Genomic DNA, 18,330 nt, shown 5'->3' on the forward strand with positions numbered 1-18,330 from the left:
TCGGTTGATTCTCCCTACACCGCCAGTCGGCAGTGTTATCATTTTGCTTTGAATTAAAAAACTGTCTAATGACCTCGCAATTCGTACACCTGCATTTACACACTGATTATTCTCTGGTTGACGGACTGGTCCGTATCAAACCGCTGGTCAAGGCAGCGGCTGCCTCTGGCATGCCTGCAATTGCCATTACCGATCAACATAACCTGTTTGCCGCCGTAAAACTTTACAGCGCTGCAATGCAAGCCGGGGTCAAACCTATTCTTGGTGCCGATATCCGGCTGCGGGACAGCAGTGACAGCAAAAAAAGCCTGCGTATGGTGTTGCTGTGCAGCACGATGAAGGGCTATCACAACTTGTCACGATTGATTTCAAGAGCCTATACAGAAGGACAGCATTTAGGTGTGCCAATGCTGGAACCTGAATGGCTTGATGGACAAACTGACGGGTTGATTTGTTTAAGTGGCGGGCGTGAAGGGTTGTTAGGCCGTGACTTGTTGGGCGGTCGACAAACAGAAGCTGAACAATTGGCCAGACAGTGGATGCAGTTGTTTCCAGATCGCTTTTATCTGGAGCTGGTGCGAACTGGCCGCGATGATGAAGAACGTTATATTCAACAGGCGTTGCAACTGGCCAGTGAGCTAGACTTGCCGGTGGTGGCGACCAACGATGTGCGCTTTTTAACTCCGGATCAGTTTGAAGCCCATGAAGCCAAGGTCTGTATTAATGAAGGCCGGTTGCTTGATGATCCGCGTCGCCCAAGAATGTACTCCGAACAGCAATATCTGCGTAGTCCGGAAGAAATGGTGCGTTTGTTTGCCGATATTCCGGAAGCCATCACCAACACGGTCGAAATCGCCAAACGCTGTAATGTTGAATTAACACTGGGCGAACATTATCTGCCGGATTTCCCGGTACCTGATGGCATGACACTGGCGGAATTCTTCTCCAAGGAATCATTTGAGGGGCTTGCTGAAAGATTACCGGTGTTGTTTCCGGATGAGGCAGAGCGTGAACAAAAGCGCCCTGAATATGAATCACGGCTGCAGATTGAACTCGACGTTATCAATGAAATGGGCTTTCCAGGTTACTTTCTAATCGTTGCCGACTTTATTCGCTGGGCCAAGAATAACGGGGTTCCGGTAGGACCTGGACGGGGTTCCGGTGCAGGCTCTCTGGTAGCCTATGCTTTAAAAATTACCGATATAGATCCGCTGCAATACGATCTGCTGTTTGAACGGTTTTTGAATCCGGAGCGTGTATCACTGCCTGACTTTGACGTCGACTTTTGCATGGATGGCCGGGATCGCGTTATCGATTATGTGTCCCGGCATTATGGTCGGGATCATGTCTCGCAGATCATTACTTTCGGCACCATGGCCGCCAAAGCGGTATTGCGCGATGTCGGCCGTGTTTTGGGTCATCCTTATGGCATGGTCGATCAACTGGCCAAGCTGGTGCCGTTTGAACTGAAAATGACTCTGAGCAAGGCGCTGGAACAAGAGCCTCAGCTTAAAGAACGTTACGACAAGGAAGAAGACGTTCGCACGCTGATTGATTTGGCATTGCAGCTGGAAGGTCTGACCCGAAACGTCGGTAAACATGCCGGTGGCGTGGTCATCGCACCGAAAAAACTGACTGATTACACACCGTTATATTGTGAACAGAATGGCGCTGGTCTGGTGTCGCAATATGATAAAGACGACGTTGAAAGTGTCGGTCTGGTTAAATTTGACTTTCTGGGCCTGAAAACCCTGACTGTTATTGACTGGGCGGTTAAAAATGTAAAAGCGATGTTGTCAGCTGACGAGGCGGACAAGATTGATATCACCTTGCTGCCGCTGGATGACAAACCCAGTTACGACTTATTAAAACGGTGTGAAACCACTGCGGTATTCCAGTTGGAATCGCGCGGTATGAAAGAGCTTATCAAGCGACTGCAGCCGGATAATTTTGAAGATATTATCGCTTTGGTGGCATTGTTCCGACCCGGGCCGTTGCAATCGGGCATGGTCGATGACTTTGTTAATCGTAAACATGGCCGGGCCAAAGTCGATTATCCGCATCCCGATCTCGAACCCGTTCTGAAACCTACCTATGGGGTAATCGTTTATCAGGAACAGGTTATGCAAATCGCCCAGGTTCTGGCCGGTTATAGTCTGGGGGAAGCCGATATGCTGCGCCGGGCGATGGGTAAGAAAAAGCCCGAAGAAATGGCCAAGCAACGACAGATTTTCCTGGAAGGTGCTAAAAATCGTGGCATTGAGGAAAACACTGCAGGACCGATTTTCGATTTGATGGAAAAGTTTGCTGAGTACGGTTTTAACAAATCGCATTCAGCTGCTTATGCATTGGTTGCCTATCAAACGGCCTGGCTGAAAGCCCATTATCCAGCAGCGTTTATGGCGGCAGTATTATCAGCGGATATGGACAACACGGATAAAGTTGTCGGCCTGATTGATGAATGCCGGGATATGAATCTGACGGTATTACCGCCTGATGTTAATTTCAGCAAAATCCAGTTTACCGTAGAAAATGAAACCACTATCCGTTACGGCATGGGCGCCATCAAAGGGGTAGGTGAATCGGCACTGGCAGGTATTGTTTCAGAACGCGAGCAGGGCGAAGCATTTACCTCATTATTTGATTTCTGTCGTCGGGTTGAGCTGAAAAAAATCAACCGCCGAGTGATGGAATCTTTAGTTAAAGCGGGTGCATTTGATTCACTTGGCGGACATCGAGCCAGTCTGGAATCCAGCCTCAGCCGGGCGATGCAGATTGCAGAGCAGCATCGGCGTGATGCCGCCAGTGGGCAGAATGATTTGTTTGGCCTGGCTGAACCATCTCATGCCGATCAACCGCAAACTGATTTGCTGGAAGATGTGCCGGAATGGCAGGAAGAGCAGTTATTACGTGCTGAGAAAGAAACACTGGGGTTATATTTAAGCGGACACCCGATCGATCGTTATGCTGCCGAGCTGGCCCAATTTATTCCAAAAAAATCAGTGAGCTGGATGCGCCTGAATCCAAAGGCTATCAACGTAATGAAATTCCATTACTGACTGCTGGTTTGATTGTGGCCATTCGTACGATGAAATCCAAAAACGGCAGCCGTATGGCGTTTATTACTCTGGATGACCAGACAGCCCGCCTGGAAGTGCGGGTTTTTGGCGATGTCTATGAGCAATATCAAAATGTTATACAACCGGATAAATTGGTGGTGATTCAGGGCAAGATTGGCCAGGATAATTTCAGTGGCGGTCTCGCTGGTACGGCAGAGTCAGTTTATGATTTACAGAAAGCCCGTGAATTATTTGGTAAGTCAGTCCAATTGACGGTGAAGCAGCAAGGTGAGGATGCACAATGGATTTCGCAGATGCAAGCTGTGATGTCACCATTTTGTGGTGGTGTAATTCCAGTGGAACTCAAGTATGTTAATCAGGATGCTGAAGTAGTGATCCGACTGGGGCATGACTGGCAAATCACTCCATCGGATACCCTGTTGAAAGAGCTGGCAGATTTACCAATTAGTGAAACTGTGACGGTGCGCTATTAAGCGACTTAATCCGCTTTGTTGGCTGATGTCAATCGTGTACGATTAATGCAACTCAAACGTTTATTCTAAGGATTGCTGACGTGGAAATGATGCCTTACCTGAAACTGATGGCTGATAAGGAAGCCTCAGATTTGTTTTTTTGTACTGCGACCGAACCGCAAGTCAAAATTCAAGGGGTGATACGCCCCGTTGGCAGTAAAAAAATGCTGACAGGTGAAGTCAAAGAGCTCGCCTATTCATTAATGGATCAGCAACAGATTGCTGAATTTGAACAAAATCTGGAAATGAATTTTGCCGTTCCAGTCCATGGCGTTGGCCGGTTCCGGGTCAATATCTTCCGGCAGCGGGGCGAAGTCTCCATGGTTATTCGCTATATTCGCACCCATATTCCAAATTTTGAAGAAATGAGTTTGCCACCGGTACTGGGTAATGTGGTGATGGAAAAACGTGGTTTGATTCTAGTTGTCGGTGCCACCGGCAGTGGTAAGTCCACTACGTTGGCCGCAATGATTGGTCATCGAAATCGAAATTCCGGATCACATATTCTGACCATTGAAGATCCACTGGAATTTGTGCATTCCCATCAGCGATCAATTGTGCAACAGCGCGAAGTCGGTATTGATACTCTTTCTTACGAAAATGCATTAAAAAATGCCTTGCGTGAAGCACCCGATGTCATTCTGATTGGTGAGATCCGCGACATGGACACCATGAAGCACGCTATCAATTACTCTGAAACCGGTCATCTGTGTTTAGCGACCTTGCACGCTAATAATGCAAATCAGGCGCTGGATCGGATCATTAACTTTTTCCCGGAAATGATGCATCGTCAGATCCTGATGGATCTGTCACTGAATTTGCGTGCCATCATCTCGCAGCGTTTATTACCTTCGGTGCAGGATGGCAATCTGGTGCCGGCGGTGGAGGTCATGCTCAGCTCGCCATATATCGCTGAATTGATTAATAAAGGTCAGATCGGTGCGATCAAGGATGCGATGAAAGAAAGTAGTGAACCGGGGACGATTACCTTTGACCAGGCGTTGTTGACACTGTATCGGCAAGGCAAGATTTCTCAGGAGGATGCATTGCGTAATGCCGATTCACGTAATGACCTCAGTCTGGAAATCCGTATGGGGGCAACCCATGATGACAGCGATGCAGAAGACGAATTAATCCTCAGCTGAGCGTAACGATAGGGTTTGCTGATCTTTCATAGTCGTCAGCAGTGGTAGATATGAAAGATCAACAAGCCCTAGTGCGTGTATAATCGAACTATTTTGATTCGAAGGTAATTTTGTAATGCAGTTGAATTTCCTTGACTACGAGCAGCCTATTGCCGAGCTGGAAGCTAAAATCGACGAACTTCGCTACATGAGCAATGACAGCGATCTGAATATCACCGAAGAAATTCAGAAGCTTAAGGAAAAAAGTGAATCGCTTACGCGCTCGATTTTTTCCGGATTGACGCCATGGCAAGTCACCCAAATGGCTCGCCATCCGCAGCGACCTTATACGTTCGATTACATCAAATATCTGATCACTGACTTCGAAGAATTGCATGGTGATCGCGCCTACGCCGATGACCAGGCATTAATTACCGGAATGGGCCGTTTCAACGGCCAGCCGGTGATTGTTATTGGTCATCAGAAAGGCCGTGATACCAAAGAAAAAGTGGCTCGTAATTTCGGTATGCCACGCCCAGAAGGCTATCGTAAAGCGTTACGGGTGATGAAACTGGCCGAACGCTTTGGTATGCCAGTATTGACCTTTATTGATACGCCAGGTGCATATCCCGGTATCGGTGCTGAAGAGCGCGGTCAGAGTGAAGCCATTGCTCGAAATCTGTTTGAAATGGCTAAATTAAAAACCCCCATCATCAGCACCGTTATCGGTGAGGGTGGCTCAGGCGGTGCGCTGGCAATCGGTGTTGCAGATCATTTAATGATGCTGCAATACAGTATTTATTCGGTTATTTCACCGGAAGGCTGTGCCTCCATTCTTTGGAAGAGCGCTGAAAAAGCTTCTGATGCTGCCGCAACACTTGGCGTGACTTCAGATCGTCTGAAATCCCTGGGGTTAATCGATGAAATTGTCAAAGAACCCCTGGGTGGTGCGCATCGTGATCCTGAAGCACTGATGGCAAATATGAAAACAGCAATCAATACTAAAATTAAACAGTTACAGGCGATGCCGGTTGATGAACTGGTTAAACGCCGTCAACAACGTTTGCTTAATTATGGTGCCTTTGAAGGATAAACAGGCCCTGGTTTATACAAGTGTCTTTTGACACAGAATTAGTTATTCAGAAGATCCGCAAATATTGCGGATCTTCTACTTTATGGGTGGCCTACAGCGGTGGTATGGACTCCCATGTGCTGCTGCATTTTCTGGCAACACATCGTGAGCAGTTTCTCCAAAAAATACAGGTCGTGCATGTCGACCATCAGCTGCAATCTCAATCTGCCCGTTGGACTGAACACTGTCGACAGGTTGCTGCTTCATTACACATGCCTTTTCACTGCTTGAAAGTGACAGTTACAGATATTAATCAGTCAGGCCTTGAATCGGCCGCACGGACTGCGCGTTATCAAGCTATTCATCAACTGATTAACGATGATGGCATTTTGCTAACTGGACAACATTTGCAAGATCAGGCTGAAACCTTGATGCTGCAATTACTGCGAGGGGCTGGCACTCGTGGATTAGGAGCGATGAAAGTAATATCTCAATGGCAGAAAATGCAGATTGTTCGGCCATTGTTGACTATTTCCAGAGAAGCGTTATTTGAATACGCAACAACACATCAGTTGCAGTGGATTGAAGATCCCAGTAATCAAAATACCAAGATAAATCGTAACTTCCTACGTCATCAAATCTGGCCATTGTTACAACAACGTTGGCCTGCCTTAAACCGAAATCTGGCACGTTCAGCAAATAACCTGCAGGAAAGCCAAATTCTGTTGGATGAGATAGCGGAACAAGATTTAATTTCTGTTGAAGCTAATTCAATTAATGGCAGTTTAAACATTACCAAATTGCAGGCTTTGAGTGAGCCAAGGCAACGCAATGTGCTGCGATTTTTTATAAAACAGTTAAATATGGTGCTGCCGTCAAGCATAAATTTGCAACGGATTTTAATGGAAGTCTGTCAAGCCGCAGCAGATGGGCAGCCTCAGGTCAGTTGGAGCCAATACATTGCCAGACGGTATCAGAACACACTTTATATCAGTTGGTTAAGACAACATCCTTTACCGGCTTCATCCGTGAATCTGCTTTACGATCAACAGCCCATATTGTTGGATGCTGAGCATCAGTTAGTTTGGAAAGCTGCAAGGGGAGAAGGGATTCGTGCCGAATTGTTTCGCTCTGGTTTAGCATTAACGTTTCGTCAGGGTGGAGAAAAAATCCAGCTAGCTGGCAAGTCTCATCATCAATCATTAAAAAAGTTGTTCCAGGAATGGCAAATCCCGGTTTGGCAACGCGATTCAATTCCGTTGTTGTTTGCCAACCAGCAATTAGTCGCAATTGTTGGGTATGCCTGTGCAGAAACAGCCAAGCCTTTATCCGATGAAACTGGCTGGTTACCAGTGATTGAACAGACTTGATGGGGATATTTTGATTGAGCGACTCGGGCAATTCTGATACTTTATGACGATATTTTTGAGTGTGGCTATTCTGGCTGCACCGCTATTGCAAAAACTCTCCATAATATGACTAAATTTATATTTGTCACTGGTGGTGTTGTGTCGTCTCTCGGTAAGGGAATCGCGGCGGCTTCACTGGCAGCGATTCTAGAAGCTCGTGGCCTGAAGGTCACAATGATTAAACTCGATCCCTACATCAACGTTGATCCCGGAACAATGAGCCCACTGCAACATGGTGAGGTGTTTGTAACGGATGATGGTGCTGAAACCGATCTGGATTTAGGTCACTACGAGCGATTTATTGATGCCAATATGACCAGCCGCAATAACCATACGACTGGCCAAATCTATGAAAATGTTATCCGTAAAGAACGCCGGGGAGAATATCTTGGCAATACGGTGCAGGTCATTCCGCATATAACCGATGAAATCAAACGCTGTGTTTATGAAGGCGCTGGCGATGCCGATGTTGCACTGGTGGAAATCGGTGGAACGGTCGGCGATATTGAGTCATTACCGTTTTTGGAAACCATTCGTCAGATGGCCACTGAATTAGGCCGTGATCGTGCCTTGTTTATTCATCTGACATTGGTGCCCTATATTGCTTCTGCCGGTGAAATCAAAACCAAACCCACTCAGCATTCCGTAAAAGAACTGCGCACTATCGGTATTCAACCGGATGTTTTGCTGTGTCGTATGGATCGTCCCCTACCGGAATCCGAACGCCGCAAGATTTCATTGTTTACCAATGTGCCTGAAAAATCGGTTATCACCTGTATTGATGTAGACAGCATTTACAAGATACCAATGGAGTTACACAAACAAGGTCTTGATGACATTGTGGTGAAACAACTGGGACTTGATGCTAAACCGGCCGATCTGAGTCAGTGGCAGCAGGTTTATGAAAATCTCTCCAACCCGCAGGGTGAAGTCAATATAGCCATGGTCGGCAAATATATGGAGTTGACCGAAGCCTATAAATCCCTTTCCGAAGCCTTGGTTCATGCCGGTATTCATACCCGTACCAAGGTCAATGTGCATTATGTCGATTCTGAAATGATCGAGAAAAATGGCACCAACAGTATTGCCGATATGGATGCCATTCTGGTGCCTGGCGGCTTTGGAAAACGTGGTGTCGAAGGTATGATTTCAACCGCCCAGTTTGCCCGCGAAAACAATATCCCGTATCTGGGAATTTGTTTGGGGATGCAGGTGGCCGTCATCGAATATGCTCGTCATAAAGCAGGCCTGACACAGGCTTTCAGTACCGAGTTTGAACCTAATACGCCAGATCCTGTGATAGGTCTTATTACAGAATGGCAGAAAGAGGATGGCAGTGTAGAACAGCGTGATCATGATTCAGATCTGGGTGGCACCATGCGCTTGGGCGGTTATCCCTGTGTACTGAAACCAGGATCTCTGGCACAACAGATTTACGGTGCTGATGAAATCGTTGAGCGTCATCGTCATCGTTATGAGTTCAACAATAATTACAAACAGAAACTGGAAGATGCCGGATTACTGTTTTCTGGCATGTCAAAAGATAACTCACTGGCAGAAATGGTCGAGATTCCAGGCCATCCCTGGTTTGTGGCCTGTCAGTTCCATCCAGAGTTCACCTCCACTCCAAGACACGGACATCGATTATTTGAAGGTTTTATCAATGCTGCGGTGGCGAATCATAAAAAACGAGGACAGCAGTAATGCAATTATGTGGTCATGAAGTTGGTGGTAAACAACCGTTGTTTTTGATTGCCGGCACCTGTGTTATCGAAAGTGAACAAATGACCATGGATGTGGCTGGTCAGTTAAAAGAGATGACAGACAAACTGGGTATCCCTTTTATCTACAAATCCTCATTCGATAAAGCCAATCGTACTTCTACTAATACCTATCGCGGTCCTGGTCTTGAAGCGGGTATGGCGATTCTGGAAAAGGTTAAAAAAGAATTCGGCCTCCCTATTCTGACAGACGTTCATGAAGACACTCCGCTGGCAGAAGTTGCCAGTGTGGTCGATGTATTGCAAACCCCAGCTTTCTTATGTCGTCAGACCAATTTTATTATTAATGTTGCCAGCCAGGGATTACCGGTAAACATCAAAAAAGGTCAGTTTCTGGCGCCATGGGATATGCAGCATGTCGCGGATAAAGCCAAATCAACGGGTAACCAGCAGATCATGTTATGTGAACGTGGTACCTCATTTGGTTATAACACATTGATTTCAGATATGCGTGGTTTACCGACCATGCGTCATATGGATTGCCCGGTAGTATTCGATGCCACCCACTCAGTGCAGCAACCTGGTGGTCAGGGTGGCAAAAGCGGTGGCCAGAGACAGTTTGTACCTGTACTGGCACGTTCTGCAGTAGCGGCTGGCATTGCTGGCTTGTTCATGGAAACGCATCCGGATCCTGAAAAAGCCCTAAGTGATGGACCGAATTCCTGGCCACTGCATAAAATGCAGGCTTTACTGGAAACGCTGATTGCTATCGATAAAACAGTTAAACAACAAGACTTTATTGAAGACGCCTACCTGTAACAGGTGGCATGCCAGAACAGGGTTATTGTCTGGCAACTTCAACTATAGATGGAGACAATTATGAGTAAAATTATAGATGTTCGTGGCCGTGAGATCATTGATTCTCGTGGTAATCCTACGGTCGAAGCTGACGTTATTCTTGCCAGTGGTGCTATGGGAAGAGCAGCTGTACCTTCAGGTGCTTCAACTGGCGAACGTGAAGCGATTGAGTTACGCGATGGCGATAAGTCACGTTATCTGGGCAAAGGCGTAACCAAAGCTGTTGAAGCAATCAATACTGAGTTACGTGCGGCTGTTGTTGGAATGGATTGTCTCGATCAATCCAGCCTGGATGAAAAACTCATTGCCTGTGATGGTACTGATAATAAACAACGTCTTGGCGCCAACGCAATTCTGGCGGTTTCCATGGCGGCAGCAGTAGCCGGTGCGGATGAACAGGGTTTGCCTTTATATCGCTATCTTGGTGGAGATAAGGCGGTGACCTTGCCGGTACCGATGATGAACATTATCAATGGTGGATCACACGCTGATAATAGTGTTGATTTTCAGGAATTCATGATTGTGCCAGTCGGTGCCAAAAGCTTCAAAGAAGCCGTTCGTGCCGGAGCAGAAGTATTTCATCAGTTAAAAGCAGTTTTATTAGCCCAGGGTCTTAATACCGCTGTGGGCGATGAAGGTGGATTTGCCCCCGATCTGGCGTCAAATGAAGCCGCTATGGAACTGATTATGCAAGCCATCAAACAGGCCGGCTATGAGCCGGGCCGTGATGTCATGATCGCGCTGGATGTCGCCAGTTCCGAGTTTTATAAAGACGGTATGTATCGTCTGGAATCCGAACAGCGTAGTCTCACCGCGGCTGAATTAACCGATTTGCTGGAAAACTGGTGCAACAAGTATCCAATCATCAGCATTGAGGATGGCATGGATGAAAATGACTGGCAGGGATGGAAGTTGCTGACCGATCGTTTAGGGGATCGTATTCAATTGGTGGGTGATGATTTATTTGTTACCAACAGTGCGATTCTGCAGAAGGGCATTGAAGCCAAGGTGGCCAACGCGATCTTGATTAAGCTGAATCAAATTGGCACGTTGAGTGAAACACTTCATGCAATGAATATGGCCGCTGAAGCAGGCTATAAATCAATTGCATCCCATCGCAGTGGCGAGACTGAAGATACGTTTATTGCTGATTTGGCGGTGGGCACCCAATGTGGTCAAATCAAGACTGGCTCAATGTCGCGTTCAGACCGGGTAGCAAAATATAATCAGTTGCTGCGTATTGAAGCTGAACTGGGCGCTGCAGCAATTTATCCGGGGTTGCGGGCTTTCGCCTGTCAGTGAAGTTTGACGTATGAAAACAGTACTGATTGTGCTGACGTTAATTTTTGTCATGCTGCAATACAGATTGTGGTTGAGTCATGATGGCTTACCAGCTTTGTTAAGACTTCATCACACAGTTGAAAAACAGCGTATTGATAATGCAAAACTTGAAGAGCGTAATCAGGTACTGGCGGCAGAAGTTGCTGATCTTAAAAGCGGTTTGGATGCGTTGGAAGAGCGTGCTCGCAGTGAACTGGGTATGGTTAAGCCAGAAGAGACCTTTTTTCACATAATCGAACTTCCAGATGATGATGAACAATAAAGTCTGGGCGGTGGTGCCTGCTGCAGGGATCGGCAGCAGAATGCAGGCCGATCGCCCTAAGCAGTATCTACTACTGAATAATCAACCAGTAATTGTTCATAGTCTGCAACGGCTTATCAGTCATCCTGCAATTGAAGGGGTCGTTGTCGCGCTTTCAGCCAATGATCCCTACTGGCCTTCATTGAATCTGCCATCACACTGGCCCATCCATACAACACTGGGGGGTGAGCATCGGGCAGATTCAGTGAGCAATGCGTTGGAATTTTTAAAAAATCTTACCCGGCAGGATCCCTGGGTCCTGGTTCATGATGCAGCACGACCCTGCATTCGGCACAGTGATATTGATTCCATGTTGCAGCAATTAAGCGATGATCCGGTGGGCGGTATTTTAGGTGTGCCGCTAAGTGAGACGATCAAGCGTGTGAATACAGATAACACCATTGAAGCAACAGTAGATCGAACTGGATTATGGCGAGCATCCACTCCTCAGATGTTCCGTTTGAGAGGTTTGGCTGAGGCATTAACTCAAGCGAAACAAAGTAATATCAATGTTACAGATGAGGCCAGTGCAATGGAGTTTATGGGCTTAGTACCCAAAATGGTAGCTGGCCATGCTGACAATATCAAAATTACTCTGCCACAGGATCTGGCATTAGCAGCGCTCTTTTTACAACAACAGAATAATGGAGAAGCTGCGTGAGAATCGGCCACGGTTATGATGTACATCGGTTTGCTGAGAACTGTTCGTTAATTATAGGTGGCGTAAATATCCCTCATACGCATGGACTGGAGGCTCACTCCGATGGGGATGTGTTGATTCATGCAATATGTGATGCTTTGCTCGGCGCTGCAGGCTGGTGGGATATTGGCCACCATTTTCCAGATGATGATATGGCCTTCGCGGGAATTGATAGTCGGGTACTGTTGCGTCGTGTTTATGACGATTTGAAAGCGGCAGGCTGGCAGGTCAGCAATGTCGATTCTACAGTGGTAGCACAAGTCCCTAAATTAGCGCCGTATATCCCGCAAATGCGAGAATTGCTGGCCACTGACCTGCATATTGAGTCCTCAGCGATTAATATCAAAGCGACCACAACCGAAAAGCTGGGCTTTGTCGGCCGCCAGGAGGGCATAGCGGCTCATGCTGTGGCGCTTATCCAAAAGGTTGTATCTGTTTGAAACATTTTGATTATTTTTCCCTGCCACGCCATTCTGCCACTGCGTCAAGTTGTGGTGCCAAGTTACGTGAGAAAGCCGTTTATTTTGAAGTGGAGGAGCATCTGCCATTTTCGCCGGAGGGCGAAGGGTCGCATGTCTGGCTATATGTGCAGAAAACCGATACCAACACCGACTGGCTGGCCCAGGAAATTGCCCGTTTTGCCGGTGTATCACCCGTTGCAGTAGGTTACGCCGGGCTTAAAGATCGTCATGCAGTTACTTCACAATGGTTCAGTGTAAATTTACAGGGGTTGCCAGAACCGGATTGGCTGGCATTTGAAAATGAACAAATCAAAATTCTTAAAGCGGTTCGTCACAGCAAAAAATTAAAACGTGGGGCACTTGCCGGAAACCGTTTTCGTTTGCGATTAACCGACATTGTCGGTGACATGAATATCTGGGAGCAGAATCTGCAATTAATTGCGGAGCAGGGGGTACCTAATTATTTTGCCGAACAACGTTTCGGTCATCACGGTAATAATCTGAAAAAAGCAGAGCAATGGTTCACAGAAGGGACCGAGCCGAAAAAGCGTAATCAACGCAGTATTATTATTTCAGCAGCGCGTTCCTGGCTGTTCAATCTGGTGCTGGCCGAAAGAATCCGTCAAGGCAACTGGAATCAACTGTTGGCAGGTGACGTTATGTTGTTGGCTGGTACCAGAGCCAGTTATTTTGTCGCTGAGACCAAAGATGACGTACTTGAAAAGCGAATTAACGAAATGGACATCCATCCGACCGGACCACTCTGGGGTAAGGGGGAAGCTATCAGTAAGAATGATACGCTGGCTCTGGAACAGAGTGTATTAAAAGACTGGCAGGATTGGCAGCAGCAGCTGGAGAAACTGGGTTTATCGCAGGAACGTCGTGCGCTGAGATTGTTTCCACAGAATCTTAAATGGCAATTTATCAATGAAACCAGTTTACTGTTAGAGTTTGAATTGGGGCCGGGCAGTTATGCAACGGCTGTTTTGCGAGAACTGGCTGAAATTCAGGATATGTCGCAGAAAATTTCCGCAGTGTCACCGAGTCCTAGTGAATAGGATTCAGTGATCTCTGAAGGAGGCTGATATGAATCTCTCCATGATTAAGGTGTTATTGCTGTTTTTATTATGCCTGCCATTTTCTGTTCAGGCAGTAGATCGGTGGCAGGCGTCGAGTGGTAATAAACATACCGCGGTACTGGAATTATTTACTTCAGAAGGCTGTGGCCTTTGTCCACCTGCGGAACGCTGGTTATATCAACAGCAGCGGGCAGAGCTTGATTATATTGTTTTGGGCTTTCATGTGGATTATCTGAATGATAAGAAAGGCTGGGTAGATGCATTTGCCAAACCGGTATTTTCTGAACGCCAGAAACAATTGGCCCGACTGAACCGATATCAAACTATTTACACTCCGGAATTTGTGTTAAGTGGCGAGTCCCTGCCAAATTGGCGGGCGAATTTCGCTGAAGCAGTAAGTTTTCTCAATGAATTTGATGCTCAAGCACAGATTCGTTTAAGGGCTTATCTGATTAATGATCAGTTGATGATTGATAGCCGAAGCCTGGTAACGGGTGAGGAAAATCGTCAACACAGCAAACTGTACTTTGCTATTACGGAGGATGATGTCAGCAGTCTTGTCCTTGGTGGAGATAATGCCGGACAGACCTTTAATCATCAAAACCTGGTTCGTCGATGGTTGGGTCCATTTGAGCTTGATGATTCTGGTGAAACCTTTATTGAACATCAAGTGAAATTGTCACCTGAATGGCAGCAGGACAAACTGAAACTGGTGGCGATTGTTCAAAATTTATCCGATGGTTATATTTTGCAGGCCGTGGAATTACCCTTAACACAATAGAAGTTAGATGGATTATTTACCAATATTTATAGATTTAAAACAACGCCAGTGTCTGGTGGTTGGGGGGGCGAAATTGCAGCTCGTAAAGCAGCACTATTGTTGAAAGCTCAGGCATCAGTAACCATTGTTGCCCCCGAGATTGCAGAGATGTCGCGCCAATTGCTGGAAGAGCCTGATTACAAGGGCAGGTTGCGTTGGGTCAATGATAGATTTGATTCAAGCTACCTGAATCAGCAAACGCTGGTGATCGCAGCGACCAATGATGAAAAAGTTAATCTTGAGGTCTATCAGGAAGCCAAAGCCAGAAATATTCTCACCAATGTGGCTGACCAACCCGATATGTGTGACTTTATTCTGCCTTCGGTTCTGGATCGATCACCGATTGTGGTGGCGATATCCAGTGGTGGTCAGTCACCTATTCTTGCCAGACAATTACGCGCAAGACTGGAAACACTGATTCCACCGGCTTACAGTAAACTGGGTTTACTGGTGGGGGAATATCGTGAGCGGGTGAAGGCAAAGTTCGGCCATATTAAACAGCGTCGTCGTTTCTGGGAGTCTGTTTTACAAGGCCCAGTCGCCGATCATGTATTGGCGGGACGTGATGAACTGGCCAGCAAAACCCTCGAAACCCTGATTGATGAAACCGCTGATAATGCTTTGCAACAAGGAGAAGTCTATCTGGTGGGAGCCGGCCCCGGTGATCCCGATTTACTAACCTTTAAAGCCTTACGATTGATGCAGCAGGCCGATGTGGTTTTTTACGATCGTCTGGTGAGCAAGGAAGTGCTGGCATTAGTACGTAAAGAAGCTGAAATGATTTATGTCGGAAAACAGCGAGCATGGCACAGCAAGCGTCAGGATGAAATAAATCTGCTATTACTGGAACACGCTCAGGCTGGCAAACGTGTTTTACGTTTGAAAGGTGGAGATCCGTTTATATTTGGTCGTGGTGGTGAGGAAATTGCCACGCTGGCTGAACAGAAAATTCCTTTTCAGGTCGTGCCGGGAATAACAGCGGCCTCCGGTGTTGCTTGCTACTCCGGTATTCCATTAACACATCGTGATTATTCACAAAGTTGTGTGTTTGTAACAGGCCAGTTAAAAGAAGGTGAGCTGGATTTGAATTGGCAGGCCTTAGTGCAGCCTCGCCAGACAGTGGTTGTTTATATGGGCCTCGCAGGGCTTGATATTCTTAGTCAGAAGCTACAACAGCACGGCATGAAAGCCGATATGCCTGCGGCACTGGTTCAGCAAGGCACAACAGAGAATCAAAAGGTTTGGACAAGTACTATTGCCGAGCTTCCTGAATTGGCAAAAAAACAACAACCTGTCGCACCAACGCTACTGATTATTGGTGAAGTTGTACAATTGCATAATCAACTATCCTGGTTTTCCTAATAAAATCAACAGATTAATATTCCCTTATTGTTTTAGGAATTTTTCCTAATTCTATGTGCGAAACGTCATGCTAGCATCGCCCTAAGCTTCATAGAAAGCGATATAAAAAAATTAATACAAATATTAAATCTGGGAGATTAAGATGGCGATTCCATTCCGACGGGGCCTCCTGCCTGCGTTGCTAGCTAGTGCATTAACTCCGGGACTCAGCTTAGCTGCAGAACCGGATCTTCAACTTGAAAATATCGAAGTTATCAGTCTCACACCATTACATGGGGTAGGACTGGAGGCAGATAAAATTCCAAGTCATGTTCAAACTGCAACTGACGAAGATATTGAGCGTAACCAAAGCTTGGATATTTCTGATTTTATGAATCAGACAATGGATAGTGTGAGTCTGAATGCCGCTCAAAATAATCCTTTCCAACCTGATTTGAAATTCCGTGGTTTCACCGCTTCTCCACTTGTCGGTAATTCTCAAGGAATATCGGTTTATCAGGATGGTGTTCGTATCAACGAACCTTTCGGCGATGCGGTGAACTTTGAATTATTGCCTAAATCGGCAATTGCCAGCATGAATATGATGTCAGGTTCAAATCCATTATTTGGTCTGAATACTCTGGGTGGTGCTTTATCGATTCAAACGAAAAACGGTTTTACCCATCCTGGTCATAGTCTGGAAGCTTACACCGGTTCATTTGGTCGTGATTCGGGCACTATTGAAACGGGGGGCAATGACGGCAATTTTGGTTATTTTGTGACCGGTTCCATTACCAAAGAAGATGGTTGGCGTGATTTTTCACCTTCCAGAGTTGAACAGTTCTTTTCCAACTTAAGCTATCGTAATGAAACCAGTAGTCTGGATTTTGGTATTACCGCTGTTGATAGTGATTTGAATGGTAACGGTGCTTCTCCAATTGAGTTAGTTGCTGACGATCGGGAAACTGTTTTCACCCATCCAGATAATACGCAAAATGAGTTGCGTATGTTCACTTTGAATGGATCACATTGGGTGAATGACAATGTCATGCTGTCTGCTAACACCTATTATCGTCGAAGTGATCGCAGCACGTTTAATGGTGATGGTTCTGAGTTAAGTGTAATTGGTGGGCAAATCGGCGAAGACGAGGATGGTGTTGAAGGTGTATTTGATGGTGATGACGAAATCATTAGTACAGATTCGCTCGGCTTTGCAGATGGTGATGATGTAGCCCTGAATAACACTAGTAAAACTGAACAAGATAGTTATGGTTTTGCTTTACAGTCAACCTTTTTGAATGATTTGTTCGATCGGGAAAATCAATTGATTGTTGGTGCTTCCTACGATACTTCAGATGTTAAATATTCATCCCAATCTGAAATAGCAGAATTTACTGATTCGCGTGGAACAGATGGAACGGGCTTCATTATTGATGAAACAGTAGTTGATGGTGATATTGAAACAGACACATTCAGTTTGTTTTTCACTAACACACATTCATTAACTGAACGTCTCGATTTAACTGTGGGTGGACGTTATAACTGGATTCAGATTGATATTTCTGGGACCAGCGAAGGTGGTGAACAGGATCTTAATGAGTCTGGTAATAAACATGTATTCAAACGCTTTAATCCTACAGTTGGTTTAACTTACGCGTTACAGGATAACTTGACTGTGTATGGGAACTATAGCGAATCTAATCGTGCTCCCACTGCATCTGAACTGACTTGTGCCGAACCAGAGTCACCTTGTGCTTACCCTAATGCTTTTTTAGCAGATCCTCCTCTGGATGATGTAGTCGCTAAAACAGTTGAGGCAGGTTTGCGTGGACAGCAAGAAATGTTTAATTGGTATAGCAACATTTATTACACTCAGCTAACGGATGATTTGTTCTTCTTCTCAGAAGATGAAGAAGTTTCTGAAGAAGTTAGTGGGCGTTTAGGTCTGGGTAACTTCAGAAATATTGACAAAACAGCACGTGCAGGGCTGGAAGTTGGACTGAATGGCCAATATCAACAACTGGCCTGGTTTAGTAATTACAGTTATGTTCGGGCGACCTTCGAAGATAATTTTGATTATTCCCGTAATGGCAATTTATTCAGCGTAAGTAAAGGCGACCGTCTGCCAAGTATTCCTGAACACAATATCAAGATCGGTGTTGATTATGCCTTTACACCGAAATTATCTCTTGGTGCGACAGCTTCATATCACTCCAGCCAATATTACCGTGGCGATGAGGCAAATGAAGATAAGAAAATCAGTGGTTATGGATTGGTTAATCTCCATGGTCGTTATAAGCTGAATAAAAATGTTCAGTTCTTTGCCAAAGTCGACAATTTGTTTGATAGTGAATACGAGAACTTTGGTTTGTACGGCGAACCTGATGAAGCGCCTGGTCTGGATTATGAAGATCCCCGCTTTGTTGGAGCAGGTGCACCGAGAGCCGGATGGATTGGTTTTAAAATTACTCTTTAATCCAATTGTTAAGCTAAAAGAAAGGCCGCTATATG

Annotated in this window: 12 protein-coding genes and 2 pseudogenes; all 14 read left to right on the forward strand. The window is 45.9% G+C overall.

What is annotated here, in order from left to right:
- Positions 1-68: 68 nt before the first annotated feature.
- Positions 69-3,553 (forward strand): annotated as a pseudogene (dnaE, locus tag AC08OG_RS06640) (DNA polymerase III subunit alpha).
- 80 nt (positions 3,554-3,633) lie between these two features.
- Positions 3,634-4,737, forward strand: coding sequence for a PilT/PilU family type 4a pilus ATPase (locus tag AC08OG_RS06645; protein WP_463671362.1), 1,104 nt, complete (start codon positions 3,634-3,636; stop codon positions 4,735-4,737).
- Positions 4,738-4,852: 115 nt separating this feature from the next.
- Positions 4,853-5,809 (forward strand): acetyl-CoA carboxylase carboxyltransferase subunit alpha, encoded by a 957-nt coding sequence (locus AC08OG_RS06650; protein WP_292355922.1) that lies wholly within the window; start codon positions 4,853-4,855, stop codon positions 5,807-5,809.
- Between the two features lie 20 nt (positions 5,810-5,829).
- Positions 5,830-7,158, forward strand: coding sequence for a tRNA lysidine(34) synthetase TilS (gene tilS, locus AC08OG_RS06655; RefSeq protein ID WP_292355920.1), 1,329 nt, complete (start codon positions 5,830-5,832; stop codon positions 7,156-7,158).
- Between the two features lie 105 nt (positions 7,159-7,263).
- Positions 7,264-8,901, forward strand: coding sequence for a CTP synthase (locus AC08OG_RS06660; RefSeq protein WP_292355918.1), 1,638 nt, complete (start codon positions 7,264-7,266; stop codon positions 8,899-8,901).
- Positions 8,901-9,737, forward strand: a complete 837-nt coding sequence (gene kdsA / locus AC08OG_RS06665; protein WP_014706720.1) for a 3-deoxy-8-phosphooctulonate synthase — start codon at positions 8,901-8,903, stop codon at positions 9,735-9,737. The genes AC08OG_RS06660 and kdsA overlap by 1 nt, the downstream gene beginning before the upstream one ends.
- Positions 9,738-9,797: 60 nt before the next feature.
- On the forward strand, positions 9,798-11,078 hold the full coding sequence (gene eno / locus AC08OG_RS06670; protein ID WP_292355915.1) for a phosphopyruvate hydratase: 1,281 nt from the start codon (positions 9,798-9,800) through the stop codon (positions 11,076-11,078).
- 10 nt (positions 11,079-11,088) lie between these two features.
- Positions 11,089-11,379 (forward strand): cell division protein FtsB, encoded by a 291-nt coding sequence (gene ftsB / locus AC08OG_RS06675; protein ID WP_292355913.1) that lies wholly within the window; start codon positions 11,089-11,091, stop codon positions 11,377-11,379.
- Positions 11,363-12,079 carry a 2-C-methyl-D-erythritol 4-phosphate cytidylyltransferase gene (gene ispD, locus AC08OG_RS06680; RefSeq protein ID WP_339639838.1) on the forward strand — a complete coding sequence of 239 codons (717 nt, stop codon included), beginning with the start codon at positions 11,363-11,365 and terminating at the stop codon, positions 12,077-12,079. The genes ftsB and ispD overlap by 17 nt, the downstream gene beginning before the upstream one ends.
- The gene (gene ispF / locus AC08OG_RS06685; protein ID WP_292355910.1) at positions 12,076-12,558 is read left to right on the forward strand and encodes a 2-C-methyl-D-erythritol 2,4-cyclodiphosphate synthase; all 483 of its coding nucleotides are present in this window, start codon (positions 12,076-12,078) and stop codon (positions 12,556-12,558) included. Before ispD ends, ispF begins: the two co-directional genes overlap by 4 nt.
- Positions 12,555-13,637, forward strand: coding sequence for a tRNA pseudouridine(13) synthase TruD (gene truD / locus AC08OG_RS06690; protein ID WP_292355908.1), 1,083 nt, complete (start codon positions 12,555-12,557; stop codon positions 13,635-13,637). The genes ispF and truD overlap by 4 nt, the downstream gene beginning before the upstream one ends.
- A 28-nt stretch (positions 13,638-13,665) precedes the next feature.
- Positions 13,666-14,439: a DUF1223 domain-containing protein gene (locus AC08OG_RS06695; RefSeq protein WP_292355906.1), complete on the forward strand. Its 774-nt coding sequence runs from the start codon at positions 13,666-13,668 to the stop codon at positions 14,437-14,439.
- A gap of 7 nt (positions 14,440-14,446) precedes the next feature.
- Positions 14,447-15,840 (forward strand): annotated as a pseudogene (gene cysG / locus AC08OG_RS06700) (siroheme synthase CysG).
- 142 nt (positions 15,841-15,982) lie between these two features.
- Positions 15,983-18,295 carry a TonB-dependent receptor gene (locus AC08OG_RS06705; RefSeq protein WP_292355901.1) on the forward strand — a complete coding sequence of 771 codons (2,313 nt, stop codon included), beginning with the start codon at positions 15,983-15,985 and terminating at the stop codon, positions 18,293-18,295.
- The last annotated feature ends 35 nt before the right edge of the window (positions 18,296-18,330 follow it).

It is taken from the genome of Methylophaga sp. F7 (genome assembly GCF_056863975.1).